A 26,220-nucleotide genomic window follows, 5' to 3' on the forward strand; every position below is an offset into this window, starting at 1 on the left:
ATCGCGGCCGGCCTCCGCCGCAACGCCCGCGACCCTCGCCGCCCCCTCGCACTCCTCGGCCTCGGATGACCACGAACCGGACGTCATGCGACTACAACGAAGCCCTGGCCTGCCAACCAGTACGCGCGCAGGTGGAAGCAGCCGGGTCAAATGGCGCGCCGCCGCGTCCCAGCACGTGATCCACTCGGCGGCCAGAACATCGGCCACTGCTCCGTAGCAGTGACACGAAGAAGGAAGTGGCAGAGTCCTGGACGCACTCCGGAAAGCCATTGGTCCCGGTGGCGGGTGGGAACGCCGGTTTCTCACCATCTCCAACCGTGGCCGCCGCCGCTGTGGAACAGGAACAGCACAGCGGTGATCGCGACGAGGCACTGGGTGAGGCGGCCTTGGCGGAACATGGCCGACAGCGCACATGCGTAAGCCGCGTACCAGGGCATCACCCACGGCGCCGTGAGGATCCATGCGAAGGCGAGCACGAATGGGACGGCGGCGACAGCGGGAGTGTCCGCCGGAACGCCGCGGCGAAGTACGAAAGCAACCGCGAGCATCAGTAATGGCCACAGGAAGCCAATACTGGTCGAGGCAGCACCCTGTCCCAGCCACGTGGCTGCGAACCGGTCGAACATGGCCCAAACCGATGGCATGGAAACCTGCTGGGAGGCGGCAGAGAGCGGGACGAAGGCGTGCAGGCCGTAGGCACTGTAGACAGCGGCCAGGATCAGCGTGGTCGCCAACATCTGCCGAGCAGCCCGTCGCCAGGCGCCCGAACGCAGCAACGCCCAAACCAGGCCAACGCCGAGCAGAATGGTACTGATCTTGACGCAGCATGCCAGGCCAATCAACGCTCCGGCGATCAGATCGTGGTGCCCTCGGAGGGCTGTCCGGCTGGCAAGGCGGATGGCACAGACGGTCAGGCAGGCGACGACAGTGTCCATATGCCCACCCGCGACGAGCACACCGATCAGAAGAGGGTTGGCGATCCACAGAAGCGTGGCACGGACAGGGTCATCGGCGGTGCGGGTCAGCAGATAGCCGGTGCCCAGGAAGGCCGCCACATTCACCATCATCAGCACCCATATCGTCAGCCCCGGCCGGCCACCGCCGACAAACGCGGCAGCAGCCTGCAACCACGTCGCGACCGGCCCGTACACGGACGGCGTGTCCCGCCACGCGGCGCCGACCAAATCAGCGTAGCCACCCCCCAACTGGGCGGGTGTCATCACATACGGGTCACCACCGAGTGCAGTTATCCGACCATATGCGGCGTAACTGGCCGTGTCGGAAGAACCGACCGGTGTGAAATTGGCTAAGAGGAGCGCAGCGACGGCGCTGACACGGAACAGGAGTCGGGAATCGGGGCTCCACCCGCGTCTATGGGCGTTCAGCATCCCGAGCGTTGCGAAACATGACAGCACTATGGCCGTGACTGTGGCCGCCTCGGAGAGGAGGCCGGACATAGCAGGTATTCGAAAGGGGGTGATCGCTTCCCGGAGGGTATTGTTATTAGGCGCACTTGCGCCGACCAGCCCGTACAGTGCGACGCTCACCCCCCACATCCACAAGGCCGCCCGCGGTCGAGGCTCTGCAACGGTCATCGGTGTCCGCCAGGGACCTGTCCGGATCCCACCCGCAGAACGCGAGGACCGTTCATTCTCGGTAGCAGTCAAGGTCACTCTCTGAGTCAGTGTTGAGTCGGTGATCGAGCCGCGAGCTTGGCAGGTCAACAGCTTGCCACAAGGCCGAGGGTGACAAGCTGGGGCCTGCAACAGTTCGGCTCTTGGCACTACGGCGTTGGCATCTGACCGATCCTCTCTGGGCCAGGGAGATGAGACGCGCAACTAGAGATTTCCAACGGTTGGGGTTACGGCGGTCGAAGGACAATCCCGGTCTTGGCGATGAGCCCCTTGTGCGACTTCGCTAGCCTCCGCCGTCATCCTGCAGATCCACACTGGCCTGATTCAGTCCCTATGAATGATGACTGTCCGAGGGCTGACCTCGGGGCTACCAAATACGGCGTGTCACGAAAATACGTCGATTCCACCTGCCAGGTCTTCGCGTTCGCCCACTTCACCGTCGACCGTTTGGACCCTGGTGAGCACACCATCGGCTCGTTGGTGGTGGGCAGCGTATCCGAGCAGGTGACGTTCGTCCTGACAGCTCCGGATGGGCAGACGGGCCCGAGCCATCACGGCACGTTCCTGCGAAGTGCTCCTGGTGTGCGGTGCCTTGCGTTCTTGGCTGACGAAGTGTCCGCTGTGGCAAGTCGAGTTCGAGGATCGGTATGAAACGCTCCGCGGCACGCGGCGTTGCGTTCCGGCATTGCGTTACCTCGCTGACGGCGGAAGCAGTCGACGAACTACGATTCGCGCACGAAGATCCCTGGGTCTTAACGGAGTAACGCAAACAGTGTGGCTTGGCCGATGAGAGTACGCGCACGGACGGGTTTCCCCGGCCTCGGAGGACCCGTCCGTGCGGCTCAGCGCCGACCCGTTCATCTATGCAGTTTTGACGTGTTCTTGCAGCCAAGGACTGACACTGTTCAGATCGTTGACGGGGCTACCTACGACGCCTATCGGCGGCCCCCTCAAGTTCGGCGCTCACTGGATCTTCACCGTCGTCATATCGACGTGGCGGCCGCCATCACTCACTCGGTGCGCAGGACACGGGCGATGGTCTGTCGTGCCGCCGCGCGTGCCGGGATCACCGAGCCCAGTGCGGCGATCACAATCCCGGCCAGCACCAGCAGGGTCATCGCACCGGGATGCCAGACGTCCAGCATCCGTGCCGGGAAGGTGAGTTGTGCCGCGTGCTCGGTTATCGGGATTACGACGTGGTATGCCGCGACGCCGAGTGGCAGTCCCAGGATCCCGCCGACCAGCCCAAGTCCGGCCATGGACACCACCATCATCACCGTGACTTGGCGTGGTGTCATGCCGATGGACTTGAGCATCCCGAGGTCGCGCTGGCGCTCCCGTGCGTTGAGTACGACGGTGTTGAACACGCCCATCGCGGTGACCAGCGTCAGCATCAGGGTCAGCGCGGAGGCGGAGCTGATGACGGTCACGGCGTCCGCGTTCAGCATGGTGTTTCTTGTCGGGTAGAGCCCCGGGTCGGCGGCTTGTACGGCCTTCGTGTAAGCGTTGAAGTCGGCGCCGCGGGTGAGGCGCACCCAGTACTGGTTGGCCTGCGCGTCCGGTGCCAAAGCGGTCACCGTCGACCAGTCCGCGCGCATCCAGTCCTCCGGGCCGGCCAGGATCTCCCCGACCAGGGTCACGCGCTCCTGCTGGCCGTCCGCCACGGTCAGGGTGAAGGAGTCACCGAGCCGCAGCCCCTGCTTGGCAAGGAATCTGCCGGAGGCCACTACTTCGCCGGGTCTGCTCATCCAGCGGCCCCGCGCCAGGCTGTCCGGGAGAGTCGACCGTCCCCCGCGCACGCCCTCGATCGCCACTCCTTCGCTCCGGCCGAGGATCCGTACGTTGATGAAGCCCACTGCGGCCACGTCTGCGACGTGCGGCAGACCGCGCAGGAGATTCTGTGACGCGGCGTCGTTGTGATGCGGGGCGGTCTGATCGAACCTGGGCTGTCCTCGCCAGACGGTCGACTGTGCCTTGCCGTAGTCCTGTTCCGCGTGGCCGTAGGAGACCATGGTGGCCGACAGGCCGGTGGCGAAGGTCACCGTCGCCACGCCGAGCAGGACCGAGGCGACAGTGAGCAGCGCCCGTCCGGGCCGGGCGAAGGGCAGGCCCAGGCCGAGGGTGACCGAGCGCGGCAGCCGGACCCCGCTCAGCCACCGCTGTACGGCAGGTCCCCGTCCACCGTGCGGTGCGCTGCCCGCGCTGATGGCGCGTGCCGCAGAGAGCCGGTGTGCGCGCAGGACCGGGATCAGCGCGGCCAGCAGTGCCATAAGGGGCATGCCGAGTGCGGCGGTCGCGTACGCCCAGGAGCCGATCGTCGGGTGCACGGTCGCGGTGCCGAGCTTTGCGCCCTGGAAGACCTGGTACAGCAGCGCCGGCGCGACCACCCCGCCCAGGGCCGTGCCGACCAGCGCGCCCGCCGTGGCGGGGACGCCGACCATCACCAGGTAGACCGCGACGACCTGATTGGGTGTGAAGCCCAGGGACTTGAGGACGCCGATGTGGCGGAAGCCGGAGACGACGGCGCCGCTGACCACGTTGCCCACGATCAGGACGGCCACCAGCAGGCCGAGGATCCCGAAGGCCAGGAGGAACGGCACGAAGGCGTTGGGGTTGGCTGCGACCTGCGCCTTCAAGGTCAGGTACGACTGGTGGGCGACCATCGATCCGGACGGCAGGCCGGCGCTCACCGCCGAGGTGTCCTCACTGATCTCGCGGGTTGTCGCGGCCCGGTCGAACCGATAGAGCATCTGGTATGTCGTGGGATGCAGGGCCGTGATCTGCTGAGGGGAGACCCATGCCTGCGCGGTGCCGCTCACGCTGGAGGCGAGGCCCACCACGGTCAGGGGCCGCTGCCCGGGCAGTTGGATCCTCTTGCCGATCGGCGAGTGCGGCCCGTGGCCCATCCCGGGCGCGTCCGGCAACGCCAGCACGATCTGGCCCGGGCCGGTGGCCCAGTGCCCGGCGAACAGGTCCAGTCGGTCGACGTCGCCACCGGGGTCCGCCCGCCCCACCACCGTCAGGGGACCGGGCCCCATCCCGGGCATCTCGGCCGCCGCGCTTTCCGGCATGTCGATCACGGCCTGTGGGAACGGCCCGGCCGAGGCCCGTACGCCCTGCCGGTGCACGGTGCGGGCCAGCTCCTCACTGGTGACCTTCGCCTCATCGAACGTGGCGACGACGTGCGCGCCATGCGCCTGGCCGAAGATCTGGTCGAAGGGCGCGGACGCAACATCCAGCAGGCCGAGCGCGACCACGAGGGCCGTGCTGGAGACGAGGACCACCACGCCGATCACGGTGGTCTGCAGCCGCCGTCGGCGCACGGCCGCTCGCGCGGCCCGCCACACCGCGCTCATGCCGTGCGCTCCAGGGTCCGCTCTCCGGTGACCCGGCCGTCAGCCATCGTCACCAGCCGGCTGGCGCACCGAGTGGCAAGCCGCTCGTCATGCGTCACCAACAACAGTGTCTGCCCAATCCCGTTGAGGTCGATGAGCAGGTCCATCACCTGCTCCCCCGCGTGACTGTCCAGGGCGCCGGTCGGCTCGTCCGCCAGCAGCAGCGCGGGACGGTTCATCAGCGCGCGGGCCACCGCCACCCGCTGGCGCTCGCCGCCGCTCAGTACGGCCGGGTAGACGTACCTGCGGTCGGCGACGCCGAGTTCGTCCAGCAACTCAAGCGCCCGTCGCCGGGCCTGACGGGCCGGTGTCCCGGTGAGCTGGGCGGCCAGAGCGACGTTGTCGATCGCGGTCAGGTCGTCAATGAGGTTGAAGAACTGGAAGATCATGCCGATCCGGCGGCGCCGGAAGAGCGCGAGCCCCGTCTCGTTGATCCGGCCCAGGTCCTCGCCGTGCACGTGGACGGAGCCGCCGCTCGGCCGGTCCAGCCCGGCGATCATGCTGAGAAGCGTGGACTTGCCACACCCGGACGGCCCCATCACCGCCACCGCCTCCCCGGCACCAATCTCCAGTGACACCCCGTCCAGCGCGACGGTGTCGCCGTACTCCTTGCGTAACCCGCTCACCCGGACAACCGTCTGTTGCCGCACGGCGACCGCGCCTGTTTCGCTGCTCTCTTCGCTGCTCATGACACGGACGTTAGACGGCGCGGCCCGGCCCGGTCATCAGTCCCCGGATGCAACTCAGGGCGGTGCTCATCCCAGAGATGTACAAGGATGGTCCCGCAGGCGAAGCCCGGCACACTTCTGGCCCGGACAGGAGTGGCCCGTGCGACGCCAGACGCCCTCAGAGGAGCCGTCCGCGCTGGCGAGACACAAGTTTTTGGTCCTCTCATGAGACGACCCCTCGAACTGCTGGTCATAGCGCTGCTATATGAGACGAGATCCCACAGCTGGATCCGCGGGACTGGATGTCGCTGGGCGGCCTGTCCAACTGCCATTGGCACGTCCTGAGCGAGGAGCCCTTCGGATGGCGGCTGTCGTTGCGCAACGCGGGAGCCGCCCAGGAAGCGGAGTGCGTCGCCGCCCCTCTCGGTGAGGACGTCGTAGGCCCCGGAGCGAACGGATTACGGCGGGAACCGGTTGTGAGTCGGGCCGCGAACACCGGCTCGGTCACGGCGCGTTCGTCCGCGACGAACCCCGTGGCCATCCGCCGGGTCCGTGTGCTCCAGGACGCGGCGAGCGGCGCGAGGGAGGCATTCTGGCAGAGCATGAGCCGGGGCAGCGCCGTACCGGGGGAGCCCGTGCCCAGGAGTCTTTTCGCCGCCTCGTGCACAGCAATGGATCCGGCTCCACTGCCCACGGCCTGAAGTGGAAGTCGGGCACCCTTCCCATGGCCTCCACGGCCGCGTACAGGACCGGGGCGAGTCCGTCGCGCCGGCTGACGTTCTGTACGCCTCCCTCCGCCTGAAAGCCGGGCAGCTTGGCCACCGAGTCGGCGAGGTGATCGCATAGGCGTAGTCCGTGTTATCGAGCTCCACCAGTTTCACGGCCGGATCCAGCGGCGTACGGAACTTGATCCGGTCAGTCCGCGCCGGAGCACCACGAGAAGACAGGGCTGCCGGACCGGGAACAGACCTCGGCGAATGCCGGTGCCGTGTTTGCGGCGGACGCTACGACCAGGACTGGCGGATCGCTGGGCAGTCTCCCGAGCAGGACATACACCGCGAGTTCCTTGAACGTCGCGGTCTCCAGGATGGCTTCGCGTTCCAGCCAGTAGCCGTTGAAGGCCACCCAGAAATTCGGCAGGACCAGACGAGGAGAGTGCCTGGCGCTGAAACACGGCCGTGCGTCTCGCGGTGGGGTAGGTGCGGACGACCGGAAGACAGTCCCGGAATAGCCCCACGGCGCGGGAGGCGGGCGTGAATTCCTTCGCCGCGTATTCGCTGTTCATAGGCGCTGGTCAGCGGTCGTGCTCGCACGACCACGTCACACCGCTCATGCGGCCTACGGTGCCCGCAAAACGACACGACACCATGTAGTGGCGTGTCGTTCTTCGATTTTCCAAGTCCTCTCTTATGGAACGGCATGAATACACACGGAAAGCTGTCGTTTCCGCTGCTTGGTCCTTCGCCCGCCGCAGGCATGATGACTCACGGACAGCGCACTGGCGGCGCGTCCGTACCAGCGCCGACCACCACTCCTTCCGCACGGCAACCACCGAGCACGGCCTCGCCGGCGCTCAGCCTGCCCCTATGACGGTGCGGATCCCTCGAGCGTCGGCGACGCTGCTGCACCCCGACAGGCCGAGGGCGTCGCGGAGTTCCTCCGCCAGCAGCTCCAGCACACGGTGCACCCCCTCCTCACCGGCGGCGGCGAGCCCCCAAAGCACCGGTCGTCCCAGGAGAACGCCGTCCGCTCCCAGCGCGAGAGCCTTCATCACATCGGTGCCGTGACGGACTCCGCTGTCGAACAGCACCCGGCAGTCGCCGGCCACCGCGGCGACCACTGCCGCGAGCGCGTCGATGCTGGCCAAGGCCCCGTCCAGCTGCCGACCGCCGTGGTTCGACACCACGACGGCATCGACACCGATTTCCGCCGCACGCCTCGCATCCTCCGGCGCGAGTACGCCCTTCAGGATCAGCGGCAGCCCGGTCCGGGACCGCAGCTCCTCCACGTCCGTCCATGACAGTGACGGAGCGAACGCGGCCTGGGTGTGGGACGCCACCGCGGACCCGGAAGCCGGTGCCCGGTGCGCCTCGGACGCCACCCCCCAGGCGAGGTTGGCCGCCTGGACACCGGCGGGCAGGGTGAACCGGTTCCGTACGTCTCTCAGCCGGCGCCCCATCCAGGGAACGTCCACGGTGAGCATCAGCGCCCGGCATCCCGCATCTTCCGCCCTGCCGACCAGTTCGAATGTCGTCTTCCGGTCGCGCAACCAGTAGAGCTGGAACCAGACGGTGCCGCCGATCCCGGTGATCGCCTCGATCGGGCAGCTGCTCAACGTGCCGGCGGTGAAGGGCACTCCCGCGGCCTTCGCCGCGCGCGCGGCCGCCATTTCTCCCTCCGGGTGCACGAGCTTCTGATAAGCGACGGGTGCGGTCGCCACAGGCATGGCGAGCATCTCTCCGAACAGCGTGGTCTCGGCCGTGCAGCGCTCCACGTCCCGCAGGACGCGCGGAACCAGCCCGATCCGCCGTAGCGCGGCACAGTTGGTGGACAGCGTCGCCTCCGCACCACTGCCGCCCCTGACGAAGTCCCACACGTCGGCGGGGAGCACCTTCTTCGCGATCCGCTCCACGTCAACTAGGCACAGCATTTCCCGCTCGGCACCCTTCACAGTTCACCCTGATTCGCGATGCGCTCCAGCTCCACCGCCTCGTACAGGGCCTTGATGTTCGAGCTGCCGAAGGTCTCCGCGCCGCACCGCTCGATCACCTCGAAGAACAGCGTGCGCCGGGGGTGCGTCGACCGGGTGAAGATCTGGAACAGCTGACCCCCGTGGTCCTCGTCCACCAGGATGTTCAGCTCGTGCAGTCTCTCCAGAGGGTGCCGGGTGAGGGAGATGCGCTCCTTCAGCGGACCGTAGTAGGCATCCGGAGTCGTCAGGAACTCGATTCCGCGCTCCGACAGCGCCCGAACCGACCGTACGACGTCGTCCGCGGCGAACGCGACGTGTTGTACTCCGGACCCGACGTGGTTCTTGAGGAACTGGTCTATCTGACCGGGATCCGCCGTGGGGTCGGGCTGAAGGATGGTGAAGGTCACCTCACCGGATCGGCTCTGCACCACCTTGGACAGCATGGCCTGCGAACCCACGACGATCCGCTCCGCGAAGATCTCACGGAACCCGAACGCCTTCTCGTACAGCTCGACCATCGGTTCCAGCTCACCGACGTTGGCACAGACGGCGAAGTGGTCGATCTCCAGGAGCCGGAGACCGTCGTAGGCCGCTCGTTCGGCGGGCTGTGCCCCTCCCGCCGGGAGAGCCCGGAAGCCGGCGGGCAGGCCGGCTCCGGTGCTGGTATGCCGCTGCAGGAGGGTGTGTGTGACGTCACCGAAGCCAGAGACGGTGGCGCTCAGCACCACATCGTCTCCCGGGTGTTCCACGGGCTCCGCGAGCGCCTGCGCCCCGTTCGCGACAGCCTGGCCGAACGCCGTCCGGACATCCGCTGTCCGCAGAGCGATGTTCGCGATGCCCTCGCCATGCGCGAGCGCAAAGTCGGATGCCGGGTGACGTTCGGCCGTCGCCTCCGTCAGCACGAGCCGCATCCCCCCCTGGGCCAGCACCGCGGCCCGGAAGCCCTGCTCCGGCGAACCGCCCACAGCGACCTCAGTGAACCCGTAGCGATCACGCCAGTGCGCGATGTGAGCATCCAGATCGCGGACGTACATCTCGACGTAGTCCAGCTCGAAGTCGTCGATGACCCTGTCTGTCGTAAAGGACGTCATGGGAACTCCAGTTCTCTTGTGTGACGAGACAACACTTGAGAGAGGCACTTGAGGTAGGCCCTCGAAGGCGTTTGAGATGTGTTGAGAGAGACAGGGGACAGGCCGCCTGTCCTGCGTCCCGGCTTCCTGCGGCGTTCCCTTCCGGCCGCTTCCGGGTTGCAGTCGTTCCCGGGGGGCACAGCCGTTGTCGCCGAGTGGTTCGGGCTGCATCATGCTGGTGTGATCGCTCTGGGATGACGCTCGTCCACGGCTCCTGCCACAAGGGGGCTCCACGCTTCGCGACCAGACATCGGCCTCGGGTTGTTGACGCCCGCGCGGAAAAAGAGAAGACCGCCCTCTACCTTCCCCAAGGACACGGAACGAGCAAGCCTGCGGTTGCTTTCAATGACGGCGATCAGCCCCCCCGGGCACAGCATGAATAACGAACTGAGATTGGAGTACTAGTGCCGGACACCGAATCAGCTCCACCGCGGTTCTCCGGGCAACCCGAACTGAGCAGCGGCATTCCCCCGCCCCCAATTTCTAAGGTGCGATACGACCAATGTCCCATTCATTGCGTGCGCGTCAAATCAATATGCGCCCCAGGGTCTAGATCCAGGCAGTCCCCTTGCCCTGTATGCGCCCCCTATCCCCACAAGTGACCCACGTTGACATGGCCAACTCACCCGGGCAAGCTGGATCCCGGCAACGACCCGCGCCGAATTGTCATCAAGTGCGGGAGATGGAAGGTCAGTTCATGTGCACACCCATCATTTCCAACCACGGATCACATTTTCAGCGATGATCGAGATCACGTTCCTCGCGATTCCTCAGGCGATCCTTATGTACAGGCGCCAAGCACAATGCTCTTGATGCACCACCAGAAGTCTGCACTGGATGTATCTCATAAGAGGCTTCACATAAAGCGAAAGGCTCAACGAAACGATCAGCGCACCGGCAAGGTAGAAAACAAGGAAGACGAAAGGGGGAAGTGCGTTGCATAAGCAGCATATAGGGATGCTCGTTCCTGCGCGCAACAGATCGGTCGGCCTCTGCAGCGAAGCGCCGGGAGCCAGATCACCTGAAACCAAGGCGACCGGAACGGTCTCCGTTCCGGTCGCCGCCCTACTCCCGGGCGACTCTCCGAGATCGCAGGGGCTGGATCAGGAGCACGCGACCCAACTCGCTGACTACGAAGGCCCGCTGCCTCCCATTCTCGTCAACCGGTCCGACTTTCGCGTGATCGACGGCATGCACCGTCTCCTGGCCGCGCACATCAGAAGTCAGGAGACCATCGCCGTCGAGTTCTTCGACGGGTCGCCGGAGGATGCGTTCCTGCTTGCGGTCGAGGCCAACGTGACGCACGGGCTGCCGCTGTCACTCGCCGACCGGCGTGCCGCCGCCTCCCGGATTATCGCCTCGCATCCGCAGATGTCCGACCGGGCCATCGCCCGCACGTCGGGGCTCGGTTCCAAAGCGGTGGCCGCCATCCGGCGCCGTTCGACTGACGCCGAGGCGCAGTTGAACATCCGCGTGGGCCGGGACGGACGTGTCCGCCCGCTGAACAGCGCCGAGGGCGGTGGAAGGCCGCCGAGGTGATCACCCAGAACCCCGGCGCCTCGTTAAGAGAGGTCGTCCGGCTGGGGGGATCTCACCAGCCACCGCGAGTGACGTTCGCAAGCGCCTCCAGTCGGGTGAGCCACCCGCCCCGACCCGTATGGAAGGGCGCACGGACCCTGAGGACGCGACCTCCGAGTTGCCGGCTCCAGTCGCCGCCCCTGACGACGAGCTCGCCCTCCCTTCGCCCCGGGAGGTAGCAAGGCAAGGCCGCCGGGTCCCGCCGGCCGCACGCGCCCCGGGGCCGGAGCTCGACAAGCTGTCACGCGATCCGTCCCCGCGCCTCAGGGCGGACGGTCGCCACCTGCTGCGCCTGCTCCGGCAGAACGCGGCGACGCAGTGGCCCACCCTGACTGAGGCCGTGCCGCCCCACTGCGGTGAGCTGATAGGAAGCCTGGCCCGCCAGTGTGCAGCCAACTGGTTAGAACTAGCAGAGAAGTTGGAGGAGCAGTAATAGTCCGCCTCCTCAGGAGCACGCTGCTGACGGCCGCTCGAAGGCCCGTACGAGGGAGCGGGGATCACCGGCTACACGAAGCCACGATTTCAGGTGCCTTCGCACAAGCAGAACCGGCGCCGCCCAGCCGGTGTGACGTGTCCATACGGGTCATCCCATCACCGTTCGGATCCCGATTCGTCCGTCCCACGGGCTAGATTCTCCGACCGCGTCACTCCAGAGATGTATTGCTGCCGAACAACACCTCCCCCTTCCAGGAGCCTTTCCTATGGCTGTGCGAGACATATCGCATGTCGAGCTGTACACGAGAGACAAAGTCACCACCGTTCGCTTCCTCGTTGCCACCATGGGTTTCACGCGAGTTGCGGACTCCGTTGCAGTGGATCGCAGTTCGGTGCTGTTGCGGCAGGGGGATGCCCAACTCGTCGTCACATCAGGCTGGGTGATGGGTAGATGGCTGTCCGAGCACGGGGACGGGGTCGCCGACATCGCGGTGACATGCGACGACGTGTCCGAAACCGCGCGGGCCGCGCTGACCGCGGGCGCACGTGTCACCTCATCGCCGCAGGGGAATCCGGTCGTCTCGGGATGGGGCGGTATCTCCCATACTCTCCTTCCGGTCGACGTCTTTGAGTCCGCCGTTCCGCCCGCGGGTCACCAGTGGACAGTGTCGCCGGGGGCGCCGTACAAGCCGGTCGGACGGATCCGGCGATTCGACCACATCGCCATCCGCCTAGCGGAGAGCCGCATCAAGGACTACGAGGCCCTCTGCACCGAGGTCTTCGGCCTGTCCCCCGTCCCTGTCACCGGCGTCGCCGCCGACGGCCAGGACGTCATCCCCCGTGTCGTCCGCAGCGCATCGGAACGGGTGACCTTCGCGCTCACCGCGACCGACGCCCGCCCCGGCTCAGGAGCGCGCGCGACGTCCCCGGCCGCCGAGGGGGCCGTGGGCGCCCATCGGCTGGCCTTCGTCGCCGACGGCGTCCCTTCCGGTGCACGCGAGTTCCGGAACCCCGGCCTGTGGCGGCTCGGCCTCCAACTGGTCGGACTCGGCAGCCCGTACGGGCTCGGCGCCGCCGACGCCGGGTGTACCGCTGGGACCCGGAGCTCGGCCGACTGACTGGTCGCCGCACAGGCCCGAGAGCGGGTGCGCACTTGGCGTTCGAGAACCATGGACCGAAGATGGTCCAGAATGTGGGCGTGAACACCACGCGGTACGGCGGGAGGTCCCCGGCAGTGAGCGACGCCCCGGGCGCGGGACTGCGTGCCGTCATCGTCGACGACCAGGCGCTGGTGCGCACCGGATTCCGCATGATTCTGCTGTCGGACGGCATCGAGGTGGTGGGTGAGGCTACCACCGGCGGCGAGGCCGTCGCGGTCGTGCGCCGCACCCGGCCCGACGTGGTGCTGATGGACATTCGGATGCCAGAGATGGACGGCATCGAGGCGACCCGGCGGATCCTTGCCGACGGTTCCGTGCAAACGCGTGTCATCATCCTGACCACGTACGACGTGAACGAGTACGTCTATGAGGCGCTGTCGGCCGGGGCCAGCGGGTTCCTCCTTAAGGATGTCTCCCCCGATCAGCTGGTGGCCTCGGTACGGCTCGTGCGGGCCAACGACGCCCTGCTGGCGCCCAAGATCACCCGTCGTCTGATCGAGCGCTTCTCTCCGAGTGCGAAGGTGAGACCCGAGGCGCACAGCGACCTGTCGGAGCTGACGACACGCGAGCTGGAGGTGTTGCGACTGCTCGGCACCGGCCTGAGCAACGCCGAATTGGCGGAGCGGCTGACCCTCAGTACCGCCACGGTGAAGACGCACGTGGCGCGGATCCTGTCCAAGCTCGGACTGCGCGACCGGGTGCAGGCCGTGGTACTGGCCTACGAGACAGGGCTAATCTCTCCGGGCGACTAGCCCAGTGAGGGATCAGCCCTGGCCGCCGGTCCAACGGGAACGCCGACGGAGTCCCCTTGTCAGGCGCTGCCGAGCACGACGACCGCGTTCTGGCCGCCGAAACCGAACGAGTTGCTGACGGCGACGGACACCGGAAAGTTCCTGGGTCCGCCGTGCACGATGTCGATCTCGGGCAGATCCGCGCCGGGCGCCTCGAAGTTGGCGGTGGGCGGTATGACCCCCTGGTCGATCGACAGGGCGGTGAACGCGGCCTCGACCGCTCCCGCGGCGCCCAGCATGTGGCCGGTCGCGCCCTTGGTGGAGGTGACGGCGGTGTCCGTGCCGAACATCCCGGCGATGAGCTGTGCCTCGACGGCATCGCCCTGCGGGGTGCTGGTCGCGTGAGCGTTGACGAGTGACACGTCCGACGCGCCGACGCCCGCGTCCGCCAGGGCCTGCCGCAGGGCGAGCCGGGCGCCGTGCCCCTCTGGATCGGGGGCAGTGAGGTGGTGGGCGTCGGAGGAAGCGCCGTATCCCAGCAGACGCGCGTAGGCGCGTCGGCCGCGGTCCCGCGCGTCCTCGGCGCGTTCCAGGAGGAGCACGGCCGCTCCCTCGCCCAGGACGAAGCCGTCGCGCCGCGCGTCGAACGGCCGGGATGCCCGGGCCGGGTCCTCGCCGTACCGGGAGAGCGCCTTGAGGCGGTCGAAGGCGGAGCAGACCAAGGGGGTCACGGTGGCTTCGGTGCCCCCGGCGAGGACTGCGTCGCAGCGCCCCGCGCGCAGCAGGTCCAGGGCCACGCCCAAGGCGGTGGTGCCCGAAGCGCATGCCGTGGACACCGTGAGGGACGGCCCTTGCAAGCGCATGTCGCGGGCCACGGTGCCGGCCGCGACATTGTCTAGGGCCTTGGGGACGGTCAGCGGGTCGACCGCGCGCGGCCCCCGGTCCGCCATCCGAAGCCGCTGCTCCTGCCAGATCTGCTGCCCGCCGACCGCGGTACCGAGCACGACGCCGACCCGGGAGGGATCCCAGGCCCCCTCGGTCACGCCCGCGTCGGCGACGGCGGCACGGGCCGCGGCGACGGCGAACTGGGTGAAGAGATCCATCCGGCGGGCTTCATCGCCGCATTCCCGCTCCGCGTCGAAGCCGGTCACGGCACAGCTGAAGGAGACGCCGAGGCCGGCGAGCCGTGGATCCGGCGTGGCGCCGGACACTCCGGCGCAAGCCGCCTGCCAGGCCAGGCCGGTGGTCAGACCCACCGGGGTGACCATCCCGATGCCGGTGACGACGATGTCAGACCGGTCTTGCTCGGGGGCGGTCATGCCGTCTGAACGGGGGCGAGGACCTCGTGGGCCCGGTCGAAAAGGTCGGAGAGGCGGTGGGCGAGCATCTGCAGACTCTCTTCCATCAGATTTCAGAACGTACAGGAGTCAGGAGCGGCCACGTCAGTGCAGCCGAGCCCCAGGTCAGCCCGCCGCCGAAGGCAGTGAGCACCGTGCGGGCGCCCGGTGAGAGGCGTCCGCCTTCCGCGGCATCGGCCAGCGCGAGCGGGATGGAGGCGGCCGAAGTGTTGCCGACCCGGGCGATCTCGCACACCGCCGCGTCCGACGGCACCCGGAGCCGGTCCGCGACCGCCTCGATGATGCGCGCGTTCGCCTGGTGAGCCACGAAGGCCTCGACGGTCTCCGGGCTCCAGGCGCAGTCCTTCATCACCCTAAGGGCCGAATTCGTCATCTCCTCGATGGCTCGCAGGTACACCTTGCGACCCGCCATGCGGAACCAGCGTGCGCCGTTGGGCTGTTCGCGCACGCCGGGCAGGTGGATCAGGTCCCTGGCCGCACCGTCGCTGCCCAGGTCGAAGGCGAGCAGGGCGCCCGGCTCCTGCGGGGTGCCGCGGCGCAGTACCACCGCCCCTGCGCCGTCGCCGAAGATCACCGAGGTAGACCGGTCGGCGGGGTCGACGATGCGCGAGTACACCTCGGCGGCCGTCACCAGGACGCTGTCCGCGATGCCGGTGCCGATCAGTCCTGCGGCGGTCGCCATCGCGTAGACGAAGCCGCTGCACACGGCTGAGATGTCGAAGGCCGGTATCGCGCCCTGTCCCAGGCGGTGGGCGACCTCGGGGGCGGCGGCGGGGCAGGGCCGGTCCGGGGTCGTGGTAGCGAGCACCAGCGCGTCCACCGCAGTACGGCCCGCCGAGCGCAGGGCAGCGACGGCGGCCGAGGAGGCGAGGTCTGTCATGGAGACGTCCGGGGCCGCGCGGCGCCGCGCGGCTATGCCGGTGCGCATACGGATCCAGTCGTCGCTGGTGTCCAGATCCTCTGCGAGCCTGACATTACTGATCTCCGTACGAGGAAGGCACGTTCCCAGTCCGGCGAAAACTGCGGCGGGGCGGATATCTGGTTCTTTCCAGGCTGCCGGTGTGAACTCCTGTGCGCGCATTCTCATGCCCCCTCAGTTCCTTTTCAAAAACGACAGGACACAATATTTTCCAGGGAGTTCGGCGTAGGGCGACCGTACACAGGCCGGGATAACGGGCACAACAAGATACCTGCGCCGCCGAGCCGCCCTTGTCGATTGTTTCGGCGACGTTGTACGACACAGCCGTTCAACCGAGCCCTGGCGGCAGTTGAACACGGCGGAGGCACCAGATCCCGCTCTGCCGTCAGAATGTTCAGGTGGAACAGATTGAGAACGACGCGAGGACCAGGTCGCGGCGGTCCGTGCACGAGATGCTGCGCCCCGAGGCACGGCCCGTCGCGTGGGCGGTGCTCGTGGACGCGCTCCTTACGACGGCGCTCTCCGTCATCGGTGTCGTCACTATGTGGAAATTCCAGGACATGGAACAGATCGGAGGCCTGCGCCCGCCGGAGGCGGCAGGCCTCTCCGGCCTGCCGGTCTACGTACCGCGGGGTGGGCTTCCGAACTATTGGCTCATCGCTCTGAACCCGCTGCCGCTGGCCTTCAGGCGCTGGTACCCGCTGCCCGCGTTCTGGGCCGCGGTGGGCATGGGCCTGCTGCTGACGAGCCAGGCCACGTGGATCACCCTCGCGGTGTGTGCCGTGGCTTCTTACAGCGCGATCGCCCACAGCCGTTGGCGGGTACACGCAGTGGTGAGTCTGGTGATCGCCGCAGCGCTGAGCAGTTTCGCCTTCCGCGACGCCGCACCGGAGCTGCCGAGCTGGTCCGCAGCCTTCGTGATCATGGTACTCGCTGCGGTCGTCGCGCGGACCGTGCGGTACTGGCAGGAGCAGTTCAGAGCCAGCCAGCTGCGCGTAGCCACCCTGCAGACGGAGAAGGAGGAGGCTGCGCGGAAGGCGGTGAAGGAGGAGCGCGCCCGCATCACCGCCGAACTCCACGACATCGTGTCGCACAACGTGAGCGTGATGGTGATCCAGGCCGGCGCGGCCCAGCGGGTCCTGGGTACTGCACCGGAAGAGGCCCGGAAAGCGATGCACGCGCTGGAGGCCGGCGGGCGAGCCGCAATGGCTGAACTCCGCGCCCTCACAAGCCTGTTGGCAGATCCGGGCAGCTGCACCGACGGACTGCAGCCGCAGCCCGGGCTCGATCAGCTGGAGACCCTGGTCAAACGGGTGCGGGCGACCGGAATGCCGGTGGATCTCACGGTCTCGCCGCCGCCCGAACCGCTGCCGCCCGGCGTCGAGCTCGCCACCTACCGGGTCGTCCAGGAAGCCCTGACCAACGCTCTCAAGCACGCCCACGGGGCGAGCGCGTCGATCGTCCTGCGTCATGACGACGACGGGCTGGAGATCGAGGTCGCCGGCATGGGTGGCACCAGGACTGAACAGGCTGAATCGGGCAACGGCAGGGGTCTGATCGGGCTGCGGGAACGGCTTGCCGCGTACGGCGGGTCCCTGGAGGCGCGCCCTAGATTCGGCAGCGGGTTCCTGGTCAAGGGCCGTGTCCCGCGGCGGCCCGAGTGACCCGGCGACGCAGTGCACGCCATGACCGGGACGGCGGCTATTTCCGCGGGGGCCCGAACGGCCGTGTGCGGAAGAGACGGTGGCCCAGGGTGCCGGGCGTGCCGCAGACGAAGGATGCGGGTTCGTGACCCGGGCGGTGCCGCGCCTCGGTACCCACCAGCAGGGGCGGGCGGTCGGGCAGCAGCTTGGCGTCAGCACCTGATGTTGTCCCGTATGGGGCGTGAGTTATCCGGTGAGGGGCCAGGTTGTGGAGCCGGGCGATGCCGAGAATGGCCTGGTGAACGCCGTTGCCTTTGAGTCGGCAGTCCCGCAGGACCCTGTAGTTGACCGCGACAGCGCGTGTCGGTGTCCGCCGTCGGCGAGGGTCGGTGCGCCGCAGCAGGCACCCAGGTCGACGCCGGATTCCGCGAACGCTCGACAGTCGTTGCGGCCGCCCTGGCAGCGGCAGGCCGATCGCCACCATCAGGCGGCTGTTGGCGTCGATCACGACCTGCAAGTTCGTCAAGTACCGATAGTTCCTAATGGACGCGGCCACGCTGCGATCCCGGTGGGTACCAGGGTGCCGTCGACGATGTAGACGGTGTCCTTGCGCGGTCGGCGTGCCGGTGAGATGGCCGGCAAGGGCGCCAGGTGATCGAGGATGCGGTCGGCAGCAGACTTCGAAACTCCGAACAACGGCGCCACCTGCCGGGACGTCAGGTTCGTGCGCCAGTACCTCGCTACGAGCAACAACCGGTCCTCGAGCGGCAGCCGCCAGGGACGACCGCGCTAAACGTCACCACCGCGTCGCCGTACCAACGCCACCAGCCTGCTGAACGTCGTCTCGCTCAGCCCGGAGAACGGCTCGATCCACTTCGGACCATCCGCTGCGATCATCCCGCCCATACCCCGCCAATGCGCCAACCGCCCCGCCCCGCCCCGCCTGTCACGGAACAACATCATCTGATGACGCGAACAGGGCCTCATGAGGGAGCGGCTACCGCACTACATCAGCTGTGCCAGTGCGATTTCGAGGGCGGAACTGGCCAGGCCTGTAGTGTCCGACGACTGGGCGTGGCAGCGTTCGAGGGCGCTTCGTATGGTCTCCGAGACATCGGTGAAGATTGCCTGGTCCGTCGTGTCCGTTTGCCCGTCCATCATGAGGGCGAAGGCGCGGGCCATACCGCAGTTGGCGATGAAGTCGGGGACGACGGCGACACTCTTGTCTGCTTGCTCGTACGTCGGTCCGTAAAAGATCTCGGAGTCTGCGAACGGTACGTTCGCGCCGCTGGCGATGACTTCGAGCCCGTTCGCGGTGAGCCGGTCGACCTGCTCGCGGGTGACCAGGCGAGAGGCGGCGCAGGGCAGGAAGACTTCAGCGCCCACGTCCCAGATGCGGTCGTTGATGTCGTCGAACGCAAGCATGTCGTCTGCAACCAGGGTGTTGCCCTGCCGGCCCAGGAAGAGGTCGCGGATTCCGGGCAGCCCGGTGCTGTCGCACCGCAGAAGCCCGCCGTTGCGGTCTATCACTCCGACCACGCGCGCACCAGCCGTCGTCGCGTAATACGCGGCCACGGCACCGACGGTGCCCCAGCCCTGCACAATGACCCGCTTGTCAGCGATCGAGCCTCCGTAGGTCCCGTAGAAGTGGCGTACGGACTCCGCCACTCCCCAGCCCGTGATCAGGTCAGCGACCGTGAATCCACGTGTGGCGTCCGGGGTGTAGTGCGGGCTTTCCACGACCTTGGCGATGCCGTGCCTGAGCCGGCCCACCCGGCGGACCAGTTGCTGATCCGACGCAGCATAGTGGCCATTGACCACACCCTCCTGTGGATGCCACAGGCCTTGGGCCTCGGTAAGGGGTACGACCTCCTGCATCTCGTCGACGTTGAGGTCGCCGCCCGTACCGTAGTACGCCTTGAGTAGCGGGGAAACGGCCTGGTACCAGCGCCTGAGAACGCCCTCCTTGCGGGGGTCGTGAGGGTCGAAGTCGATGCCGGACTTCGCGCCGCCGATCGGCGGGCCGGAGACGGTGAACTTGATCTCCATCGTCTTTGCCAGCGATTCGACTTCGTGACGATTCAAACCCGGCCGCATGCGCGTGCCGCCTCCGGCGGCGCCGCCACGCAGGGAGTTGATGACCGCCCATCCCTTGGCTTCGGTCTCAGTGTCGTTCCACTCGAAGACGATTTCGGGGGCCTTGTCTTCGAACGCAGCCAATAGGTTTCTCATGGTTCTCCGTATGGTGCGGTGAGAGTGAGAGTGGGCCGGGATGCTCCGGTCCGCTCGTGTGGCGGCCGGTCCACCCTGAATTGAGCGTGCTGGCGCTGATCGCGTGATTGCAGTGCGCCTGGGATTGCCGGGTGGCGCTGGGTGGGTCAGATCAGAGCTTGAGTGAACGCGGCCTGGTTTTGGCAGGGCGCCGACTCACCTGACTGCCGCCGCCCATGGCTCGCCCGCGGTTCGCGTACCTCGGCCGGCAACCAGCGGCGTCCGATTGTCATGCGGTGGCTATGGGTGGGCTCGGCGCACCGGAGCCGAGGCCGTCGACGACTACACGGTGCACCGTACCGAAGTGCGCACCGCTGCTCCGCGAGAATCTTCGTGCCCGAGTTTTCAAAAGACCACTTTGCAGGCTAAGTTGAAGGAACCTCGTGCCTTCAGCACGTCCACACCGATTCGTTCAACTGCGCCCATTCGTCAGTTGAACGGCCGGGGATCGACCGGACGCACGGCCGGATGATATTGATCAAGTCGTCGTTCCACGCCCAGGCGTACCGCATCGGACGACCCGTGGCACGCGCGTCCCGTGACCGTCAGGCCGATCACCGCCTGTCTTCGGCCCACGTCCTGAGACTTCCGTCACCAGCAGCGAATCGAGTCGGGGAAACCATGCCTTTCGTCACTGTCAATGGGATCCGGCTCGCCTACGAGCGCCAGGGCCGCGGGGAACCCGTCCTGCTCATCATGGGCTCGGGGGCGGCGGGCCGGGTCTGGACGATGCACCAGACACCGGCGCTGAACGCGGCCGGCTACGAGACGATCACCTTCGACAACCGGGGGATCGGGGGCTCCGACGCCCCGCCCGGCATGTACACGCTTGAGGAGCTGGTCGCCGACACGGCCGGCCTGATGGAGGCCCTGAGCCTGGGCCCGTGCCGAGTCGTCGGCACATCGATGGGGGCGATGATCACGCAAGAGCTGGCCCTCGGCCGGCCTGACCTCGTGCGGTCCGCAGTGCTGATGTCCACCCGGGCGAGGTCGGACGCGCTGCGCCGGGCGCACTCCGCCGCGGAGCGGGCACTGCGCGAGAGCGGAGTGACGCTGCCTTCCTCGTACGAGGCTCTGCGGACGGTCCTGGAGATGATGTCGCCGGCGACCCTCAACGACGAAGCCGCGGTCGGGACCTGGCTGGAGATCTTCGAACTGTCCGGCGGCAGCGCACAGGCCGCCGCCGGTCAGGACTCGGTCTCCGATTCCCTCGGCGACCGCCGCCAGGCGCTGCGCGGCGTGTCGGTGCCGTGCCGCGTCATCTCCTTCTCCGACGACCTCATCTGTCCGCCGCACCTGGCCGGTGAGGTGGCCGACGCGATCCCGGACTGCGACCTGGTGGAGATCTCCGACTGCGGGCACCTCGGATATCTGGAGCGCCCGGAAGCAGTCAATGCGATGATCACCGAATTCCTCGACAAGTACTGAGGCACGGTTCCTTTCCCGTCGACCGACGTTGCCGTCGCAGGACGAGACACGAGAGTGAGGCAGGTTTCCGTGACTAAGGGCGGCCGGACGCGTTTGCGGTTCGACGACGACTCGATCACTCGGCAGAGGGTCACCCCCGGCACCGTCCGGCGGATCATGCCCTACCTCAAGCGCTACCGCGCGACAATGGTCGTACTCCTCCTGACCACGGTCGTCAGCGCGGTCATCACGGCGGCCAGCCCGCTGCTCCTCAAGATGATCATCGATGACGGCATCGTCCCCAGGCGGCTCGGGGTGGTGGTGGGACTGTCCCTGACGATCGCGGGCCTGACCCTGCTGGACGCCGCGGCCATGTACGTGCAGACCTGGTGCTCGGGCCGGATCGGCGAGGGCCTCGTCTACGACCTGCGGACCAAGGTGTTCGCGCACGTGCAGCAGCAGCCACTGGCGTTCTTCACGCGAGCGCAGACCGGTGCGCTGGTCAGCCGTCTCAACACCGACGTCATCGGGGCGCGGCAGGCCGTGACGACGATGCTGACCAATGCGGTCACGACCGTCCTGACACTGGTCCTCATCCTCAGCGCGATGTTCTACCTGTCATGGCAGATCACGGTCGCCGCGCTGGTGATGATCCCGCTCTTCCTGCTGCCGGTACGGCTGATATCGGGCAGGCTGCAGCGGCTCACCCGAGAGACGATGCAGCTCGACGCCGAGATGAGCTCGATGATGAACGAGCGGTTCAACGTCTCCGGCGCCATGCTCGCCAAGCTCTACGGCCGCACGGACGACGAGAACAGCATGTTCGCGGCGCGCGCCGGACGCGTGCGCGACGTCGCGGCCGGCAGTGTGATCTACGGGCGGCTGCTCTTCATCCTCGTCACGGTGCTCACCTCGCTCACGACGGCCATGGTGTACGGCCTCGGCGGCGCCCTCACCATCCACGGCGTCCTGCCGATCGGCACCCTCGTCGCCATGGTGACCCTGCTGCTTCGGCTCTACGGGCCGATCGACCAGCTGTCGACTCTTCAGGTCACGGCGATGAACGCGCTGGTCAGCTTCGACCGGGTCTTCGAGGTACTCAACCTCGAACCGATGGTGTCGGAGCGACCCGATGCCCGCGCTCTGCCCGCGCCGGGCCCGGACGGCACGGCGCCGGACATCGAGTTCGACCGGGTCACCTTCCGGTACCCCACCCCCGACGAGGTCTCCCTCGCCTCCCTGGAGTCGGTCGCGAGACGCACGCCGGAACGCGGTGACACGGGGCCTGCGCTGCACGAGTTGAGCTTCCGCGTGCCGGCGGGACGGATGACCGCGCTCGTCGGGCCGTCGGGCGCCGGTAAGACCACGATCACCAACTTGGTACCACGGCTGTACGACCCGACCTCGGGCAGCATCCGGATCGGTGGGCACGATGTCAGCGACCTGACCCTTCAGTCGTTGCGGGACACGGTGGGGGTGGTGACCCAGGATTCGTACCTCTTCCACGACACCCTGCGGGTCAACCTGACCTACGCCCGGCCCGGGGCGACCGACGAGGAACTGATCGACGCCTGCGTGGCCGCGCGGGTGTGGGACACCGTCAGCGCTCTGCCGGACGGCCTCGACACGGTGGTCGGTGACCGCGGTCACCGCCTCTCCGGCGGGGAGAAGCAGCGGATCGCTCTGGCCCGGCTGCTCCTGAAGGCCCCTCCGGTCGTGGTCCTGGACGAGGCGACCGCCCACCTGGACTCGCAGTCCGAGGCCGCGATCCAGCGCGCCCTGAAGTCCGCCCTGGCGGGCCGGACGTCGCTGGTGATCGCACACCGTCTGTCCACGATCCGCGAGGCCGACCAGATCCTCGTCGTGGAGGACGGGCGGATCCGGGAGGCCGGCACCCACGAGGAACTGCTGGCCTCGGACGGGCTCTACGCGCACCTGTACCGCACCCAGTTCGCGCAGCAGTCCGACGACGACGCCGGCGTCTCCGCCGAGGTGCACTGAGGTCCGTCGGTCACCACCGGCCGGCCGGGCCCGGGGGCATTCCCCCGGGCCCGGCCGGTCGCGCGTATCGGGCGTACATCGCAGGGATGACGCCTGGGCCGAAATACCTCCCGGGGCCGACGTCCGCCCCCCTGTCGCACGGCCTAGCGTCACACCATGACCAGCGAGATCAGCTCTGACCAGGTCGTCGTACGGCTGGAAGGTGTGCGCAAGGACTACGGACAGTCCATCGCACTCGACGACGTGTCCCTAGTAGTGCCTGGTCAGGTTCACTCGTGAGTGGCGTGTCTGCTGGCCTGCGGGTGTCGTTGGGGAGGTGTGACACCTGATGAGATGACTGCGGTCCGGGAGGACCTGGAGGCGTTCACGGCGGAGTTGTTCGACGGGTTCTTCCGTGCTGACCAGCGGAGGTGGGGGCAGGTGTATGTGCGTGGGCTGCTGCTGGACGGACGGCGCAAGTCAGTGGAGCCGATGGCCGCGCGGCTGGGTGAGGACGGAAACCGGCAGGCGCTGGCGCACTTCGTGACGACCAGCCCGTGGAATCCGGCGCATGTGCGGGCCCGTTTGGCGTGGAAGATGCACGACGCGATCCGGCCGGAGGCGTTGATCGTGGACGACACCGGCTTCCTCAAGGACGGGGACGCCTCGCCCTGCGTGTCGAGGCAGTACACCGGGACCGCGGGCAAGGTCACCAACTGCCAGGTGGGCGTCTCGCTGCACCTGGCCCACGACCACGCCTCGGCCGCGATCGACTGGCGGCTGTTCCTGCCCGCCTCCTGGGATCCAGCCTCGCCGGAGGCGGATCCGGCAAAGGTCGCCCGCCGCAAACGGTGCGGCATCCCGGCTGAGGCCGCTCACGTGGAGAAGTGGCAGCTGGCCCTGGACATGATCGATGAGGCCCGCAGTTGGGGCGTGGACGTTCCGCTGGTCGTGGCGGACGCCGGATACGGCGACGCCACCGCCTTCCGCCTGGGTCTGGAGGAACGGAACCTGGCCTACGCCGTCGGGATCTCTTCCCGCATCACAGCCCACCCCGCACACGCGCGGCCTCTCACCCCGCCCTATCAGGGCACCGGCCGCCCGCCGGCGGCGACGTATCCGGACAAGCCGACGACGGTGAAGGAACTGGTCATGCAGGCCGGCCCGCAGGAGGCTCGACCGGTGTCCTGGCGCGAGGGCTCCCGGCCGGGCACGGGCCGCAGCGGCTTCAAGCGCATGTACTCGCGCTTCGTCGCCCTGCGCATCCGGCCCGCCGGACGCGAGATCCGCCAGGCCACCAAGGGTGCGGAACTGCCCGAGCGGTGGCTGCTGGCGGAATGGCCGGCCGGTGAGAGCGAGCCGGTGCAGTTCTGGCTGTCCAGCCTGCCTTCCGGCATGCCCCTGGCCACGCTGGTGCGGCTGGCCAAGCTCCGCTGGCGCATCGAGCACGACTACCGGGAGATGAAACAGGCCCTGGGCCTTGCCCACTTCGAAGGCCGCACCTGGAACGGCTGGCACCACCACGTCACCCTCGTCTCCGCCGCCCACGCCTTCTGCACACTCCAACGGCTGGCACGAGACCCAAAAGACGCGGCGCAGGGCTGAGCCTCTACCAGACCGTCCGCGAGATGCAGACACTCCTCGACCTCTGGGCCGGCACCTGCCCCACCTGCCACCGCGACATACCCACCCCCATACGAACCTGACCAAGCCCTACTAGAGATCCGGGAGGGCGAGGCGGTCGCGGTCATGGGACCGTCGGGCTGCGGCAAGTCCACACTGCTGAACATGATCGCGGGCCTCGACCACCCTACCGCGGGCACGGTCCAGGTCCACGGCGACGACCTGGGCGGACTCAACGAAACCGGTCTGGCGTTGTTCCGCCGTCGGCGGATCGGCATGGTCTTCCAGTTCTTCAACCTGCTCGACGACCTGACGGCGCTGGACAATGTGGCGCTCGCCGGGCAGCTCTCCGGCACCTCGTCCCGGCAGGCCCGCAAGCGCGCGCTCGAGCTCCTCGGGGAGCTCGGTGTCGCGGACCACCGGAACAACTCACCCGGCGACACTCAGCGGCGGCCAGCGCCAGCGGGTCGCGGTGGCCCGGGCACTGATAAACAAGCCGTCCTTGCTGCTCGCGGACGAACCGACCGGCGCCCTGGACCGCAACAGCGGCGAGCAGGTGATGAACCTGCTGCTCGACCTCAACCGGATCGGCCAGACGCTGCTCGTCGTCACGCACGCCCGGCGTCTCACCGAGCGTTGCGCGACCCGCCTCGTCGAGCTGGAGGACGGGCGGATCGCTCGCGAGAAGACCCTGGAGCGGGCCGCATGAGCGCCGTATGGCATGCCGCGCGGGCCGCCGTCCGGCGGCGTCGGCTGCAGACGGTCGTCATCAGCCTGGTCGTCCTGCTGTCCACCGCGACCATGGTCGTCGCGACGGGGCTCCTCGACTCCGCGAGCAGCCCCTTCGACCGGGCCTTCGGCAAGCAGAGCGGCGCCCATGCGGTCGCCGCCTTCGACCCCGCCACGGTCTCCACGCAGCAGCTCGCCGCGACCGGCCGGCGGCCGGGCGTCGAGGCATCCGCCGGCCCCTTCGGCCAGACCTCGGTGAACGTCGCTCCGGGCAGTGCCTCCTTCCTGGTCGGCCCGCTCACCGTGGTGGGCCGGGCCGACGCGGGCGGTCCGGTCGACAAGGTGCACGTGTGGAGCGGCCGCTGGGCCGACAAGCCGGGCGAGGTCGTGGTGAACGAGCCCCCGCCCGCGAACGGCATTGGATCGCCGTTCCCGCCGGGTGGCAAGGTGGTGACCCCGCAGGGCACGAAGCTCACCATCGTCGGCTACGCCTACACCCTGAGCCGGACCGCCGACGCCTGGGTCACTCCCGAGCAGATGAAGGCGATGCACCCGACCGCCCAGCAGATGCTGTACCGGTTCACATCGGCGTCGACGAATACCGACGTCGAACAGGGCGTCAAGGTGGCCACGGCGGGGCTGCCGAAGAGTTCGCTGATAGCCGCGCAGTCATATCTCACGGTCAAGAAGGACGTGGCCTCCGGGCCAGGGTCTTTGCGTGTAGTCATTCTGTCCGGTTGATCACCTGATTCCGAAGGCTGTCAGGGGTCGTTGTGGGTCGCGGGCGGTGTAGCGGCAGGCGGCGGCGATGTTGGTGTGGTCGTCCTGGCGGAACACGCTGATCGCGAGGTTTCGCAGGCTGGCCAT

General features: G+C 67.9%; 18 protein-coding genes and 2 pseudogenes. 10 read left to right on the forward strand and 10 right to left on the reverse strand.

Annotated features, from left to right (window positions below; genetic code table 11):
- Positions 1-302: 302 nt before the first annotated feature.
- The 6 genes from ACWD35_RS40875 to hppD all read right to left on the reverse strand — a co-directional run bounded on the left by ACWD35_RS40875 (position 303) and on the right by hppD (position 9,480).
- Complete coding sequence (locus ACWD35_RS40875; protein WP_451356424.1) at positions 303-1,457, reverse strand: glycosyltransferase 87 family protein; 1,155 nt, start codon at positions 1,455-1,457, stop codon at positions 303-305.
- 1,187 nt (positions 1,458-2,644) lie between these two features.
- The gene (locus ACWD35_RS40880) at positions 2,645-4,990 is read right to left on the reverse strand and encodes an FtsX-like permease family protein (protein ID WP_451356425.1); all 2,346 of its coding nucleotides are present in this window, start codon (positions 4,988-4,990) and stop codon (positions 2,645-2,647) included.
- Positions 4,987-5,718 (reverse strand): ABC transporter ATP-binding protein, encoded by a 732-nt coding sequence (locus ACWD35_RS40885; protein WP_451356426.1) that lies wholly within the window; start codon positions 5,716-5,718, stop codon positions 4,987-4,989. The genes ACWD35_RS40880 and ACWD35_RS40885 overlap by 4 nt, the downstream gene beginning before the upstream one ends.
- Before the next feature lie 894 nt (positions 5,719-6,612).
- The gene (locus ACWD35_RS40890; RefSeq protein WP_451356427.1) at positions 6,613-6,822 is read right to left on the reverse strand and encodes a hypothetical protein; all 210 of its coding nucleotides are present in this window, start codon (positions 6,820-6,822) and stop codon (positions 6,613-6,615) included.
- Between the two features lie 448 nt (positions 6,823-7,270).
- A complete protein-coding gene (locus ACWD35_RS40895) occupies positions 7,271-8,347 on the reverse strand; it encodes an alpha-hydroxy acid oxidase (RefSeq protein ID WP_451356428.1) in 1,077 nt (358 codons plus the stop codon).
- Positions 8,348-8,364: 17 nt separating this feature from the next.
- Positions 8,365-9,480: a 4-hydroxyphenylpyruvate dioxygenase gene (gene hppD, locus ACWD35_RS40900; protein WP_451356429.1), complete on the reverse strand. Its 1,116-nt coding sequence runs from the start codon at positions 9,478-9,480 to the stop codon at positions 8,365-8,367.
- Between the two features lie 996 nt (positions 9,481-10,476).
- On the opposite strand from hppD, the gene ACWD35_RS40905 reads away from it, so the two are divergent.
- From ACWD35_RS40905 to ACWD35_RS40915, 3 genes are all read left to right on the forward strand, one after another.
- A complete protein-coding gene (locus ACWD35_RS40905; RefSeq protein ID WP_451356430.1) occupies positions 10,477-11,058 on the forward strand; it encodes a ParB/RepB/Spo0J family partition protein in 582 nt (193 codons plus the stop codon).
- A 740-nt stretch (positions 11,059-11,798) separates the two neighbouring features.
- A complete protein-coding gene (locus ACWD35_RS40910; protein WP_451356431.1) occupies positions 11,799-12,650 on the forward strand; it encodes a VOC family protein in 852 nt (283 codons plus the stop codon).
- Positions 12,651-12,766: 116 nt separating this feature from the next.
- Positions 12,767-13,444 carry a response regulator gene (locus tag ACWD35_RS40915; protein WP_451356441.1) on the forward strand — a complete coding sequence of 226 codons (678 nt, stop codon included), beginning with the start codon at positions 12,767-12,769 and terminating at the stop codon, positions 13,442-13,444.
- A gap of 59 nt (positions 13,445-13,503) precedes the next feature.
- Here the strand turns inward: ACWD35_RS40915 and ACWD35_RS40920 are convergent, their stop codons facing one another.
- Both ACWD35_RS40920 and ACWD35_RS40925 read right to left on the reverse strand, forming a co-directional pair.
- Positions 13,504-14,742, reverse strand: a complete 1,239-nt coding sequence (locus tag ACWD35_RS40920; RefSeq protein ID WP_451356432.1) for a beta-ketoacyl-[acyl-carrier-protein] synthase family protein — start codon at positions 14,740-14,742, stop codon at positions 13,504-13,506.
- Between the two features lie 85 nt (positions 14,743-14,827).
- On the reverse strand, positions 14,828-15,868 hold the full coding sequence (locus tag ACWD35_RS40925; RefSeq protein WP_451356433.1) for a beta-ketoacyl-ACP synthase III: 1,041 nt from the start codon (positions 15,866-15,868) through the stop codon (positions 14,828-14,830).
- A gap of 230 nt (positions 15,869-16,098) precedes the next feature.
- On the opposite strand from ACWD35_RS40925, the gene ACWD35_RS40930 reads away from it, so the two are divergent.
- Positions 16,099-17,364 carry a sensor histidine kinase gene (locus tag ACWD35_RS40930; protein ID WP_451356434.1) on the forward strand — a complete coding sequence of 422 codons (1,266 nt, stop codon included), beginning with the start codon at positions 16,099-16,101 and terminating at the stop codon, positions 17,362-17,364.
- 238 nt (positions 17,365-17,602) lie between these two features.
- Here ACWD35_RS40930 and ACWD35_RS40935 read toward each other — a convergent pair.
- Positions 17,603-18,249 (reverse strand): annotated as a pseudogene (locus ACWD35_RS40935) (helix-turn-helix domain-containing protein); the annotation flags it as partial.
- Positions 18,250-18,348: 99 nt separating this feature from the next.
- The gene (locus ACWD35_RS40940) at positions 18,349-19,575 is read right to left on the reverse strand and encodes a Glu/Leu/Phe/Val dehydrogenase dimerization domain-containing protein (protein WP_451356435.1); all 1,227 of its coding nucleotides are present in this window, start codon (positions 19,573-19,575) and stop codon (positions 18,349-18,351) included.
- Positions 19,576-20,235: 660 nt separating this feature from the next.
- On the opposite strand from ACWD35_RS40940, the gene ACWD35_RS40945 reads away from it, so the two are divergent.
- From ACWD35_RS40945 to ACWD35_RS40970, 6 genes and pseudogenes are all read left to right on the forward strand, one after another.
- Positions 20,236-21,042, forward strand: coding sequence for an alpha/beta fold hydrolase (locus ACWD35_RS40945; protein ID WP_451356436.1), 807 nt, complete (start codon positions 20,236-20,238; stop codon positions 21,040-21,042).
- 69 nt (positions 21,043-21,111) lie between these two features.
- On the forward strand, positions 21,112-23,022 hold the full coding sequence (locus tag ACWD35_RS40950; RefSeq protein ID WP_451356437.1) for an ABC transporter ATP-binding protein: 1,911 nt from the start codon (positions 21,112-21,114) through the stop codon (positions 23,020-23,022).
- A 156-nt stretch (positions 23,023-23,178) separates the two neighbouring features.
- Entirely contained in the window at positions 23,179-23,301 is a 123-nt protein-coding gene (locus tag ACWD35_RS40955; RefSeq protein ID WP_451356438.1) for a hypothetical protein, read from the forward strand.
- Between the two features lie 54 nt (positions 23,302-23,355).
- Positions 23,356-24,606 (forward strand): IS701 family transposase, encoded by a 1,251-nt coding sequence (locus ACWD35_RS40960; RefSeq protein WP_451356439.1) that lies wholly within the window; start codon positions 23,356-23,358, stop codon positions 24,604-24,606.
- Positions 24,607-24,717: 111 nt separating this feature from the next.
- A pseudogene (locus ACWD35_RS40965) lies at positions 24,718-25,333 on the forward strand (ABC transporter ATP-binding protein); the annotation flags it as partial.
- The gene (locus tag ACWD35_RS40970) at positions 25,330-26,094 is read left to right on the forward strand and encodes a hypothetical protein (protein ID WP_451356440.1); all 765 of its coding nucleotides are present in this window, start codon (positions 25,330-25,332) and stop codon (positions 26,092-26,094) included. The pseudogene ACWD35_RS40965 and the gene ACWD35_RS40970, both read left to right, overlap by 4 nt.
- Positions 26,095-26,220: the final 126 nt, after the last annotated feature.

Source organism: Streptomyces sp. NPDC002671, from assembly GCF_053592475.1.

Bases quoted from the DNA above. Each gene is read 5' to 3' on its own strand.
- ACWD35_RS40875 (WP_451356424.1), bottom strand. From the start codon at position 1,457: ATGTCCGGCCTCCTCTCCGAGGCGGCCACAGTCACGGCCATAGTGCTG.
- ACWD35_RS40880 (WP_451356425.1), bottom strand. From the start codon at position 4,990: ATGAGCGCGGTGTGGCGGGCCGCGCGAGCGGCCGTGCGCCGACGGCGG.
- ACWD35_RS40885 (WP_451356426.1), bottom strand. From the start codon at position 5,718: ATGAGCAGCGAAGAGAGCAGCGAAACAGGCGCGGTCGCCGTGCGGCAA.
- ACWD35_RS40895 (WP_451356428.1), bottom strand. From the start codon at position 8,347: ATGCTGTGCCTAGTTGACGTGGAGCGGATCGCGAAGAAGGTGCTCCCC.
- hppD (WP_451356429.1), bottom strand. From the start codon at position 9,480: ATGACGTCCTTTACGACAGACAGGGTCATCGACGACTTCGAGCTGGAC.
- ACWD35_RS40905 (WP_451356430.1), top strand. From the start codon at position 10,477: ATGCTCGTTCCTGCGCGCAACAGATCGGTCGGCCTCTGCAGCGAAGCG.
- ACWD35_RS40910 (WP_451356431.1), top strand. From the start codon at position 11,799: ATGGCTGTGCGAGACATATCGCATGTCGAGCTGTACACGAGAGACAAA.
- ACWD35_RS40920 (WP_451356432.1), bottom strand. From the start codon at position 14,742: ATGACCGCCCCCGAGCAAGACCGGTCTGACATCGTCGTCACCGGCATC.
- ACWD35_RS40925 (WP_451356433.1), bottom strand. From the start codon at position 15,868: ATGAGAATGCGCGCACAGGAGTTCACACCGGCAGCCTGGAAAGAACCA.
- ACWD35_RS40940 (WP_451356435.1), bottom strand. From the start codon at position 19,575: ATGAGAAACCTATTGGCTGCGTTCGAAGACAAGGCCCCCGAAATCGTC.
- ACWD35_RS40945 (WP_451356436.1), top strand. From the start codon at position 20,236: ATGCCTTTCGTCACTGTCAATGGGATCCGGCTCGCCTACGAGCGCCAG.
- ACWD35_RS40955 (WP_451356438.1), top strand. From the start codon at position 23,179: ATGACCAGCGAGATCAGCTCTGACCAGGTCGTCGTACGGCTGGAAGGT.
- ACWD35_RS40960 (WP_451356439.1), top strand. From the start codon at position 23,356: ATGACTGCGGTCCGGGAGGACCTGGAGGCGTTCACGGCGGAGTTGTTC.
- ACWD35_RS40970 (WP_451356440.1), top strand. From the start codon at position 25,330: ATGAGCGCCGTATGGCATGCCGCGCGGGCCGCCGTCCGGCGGCGTCGG.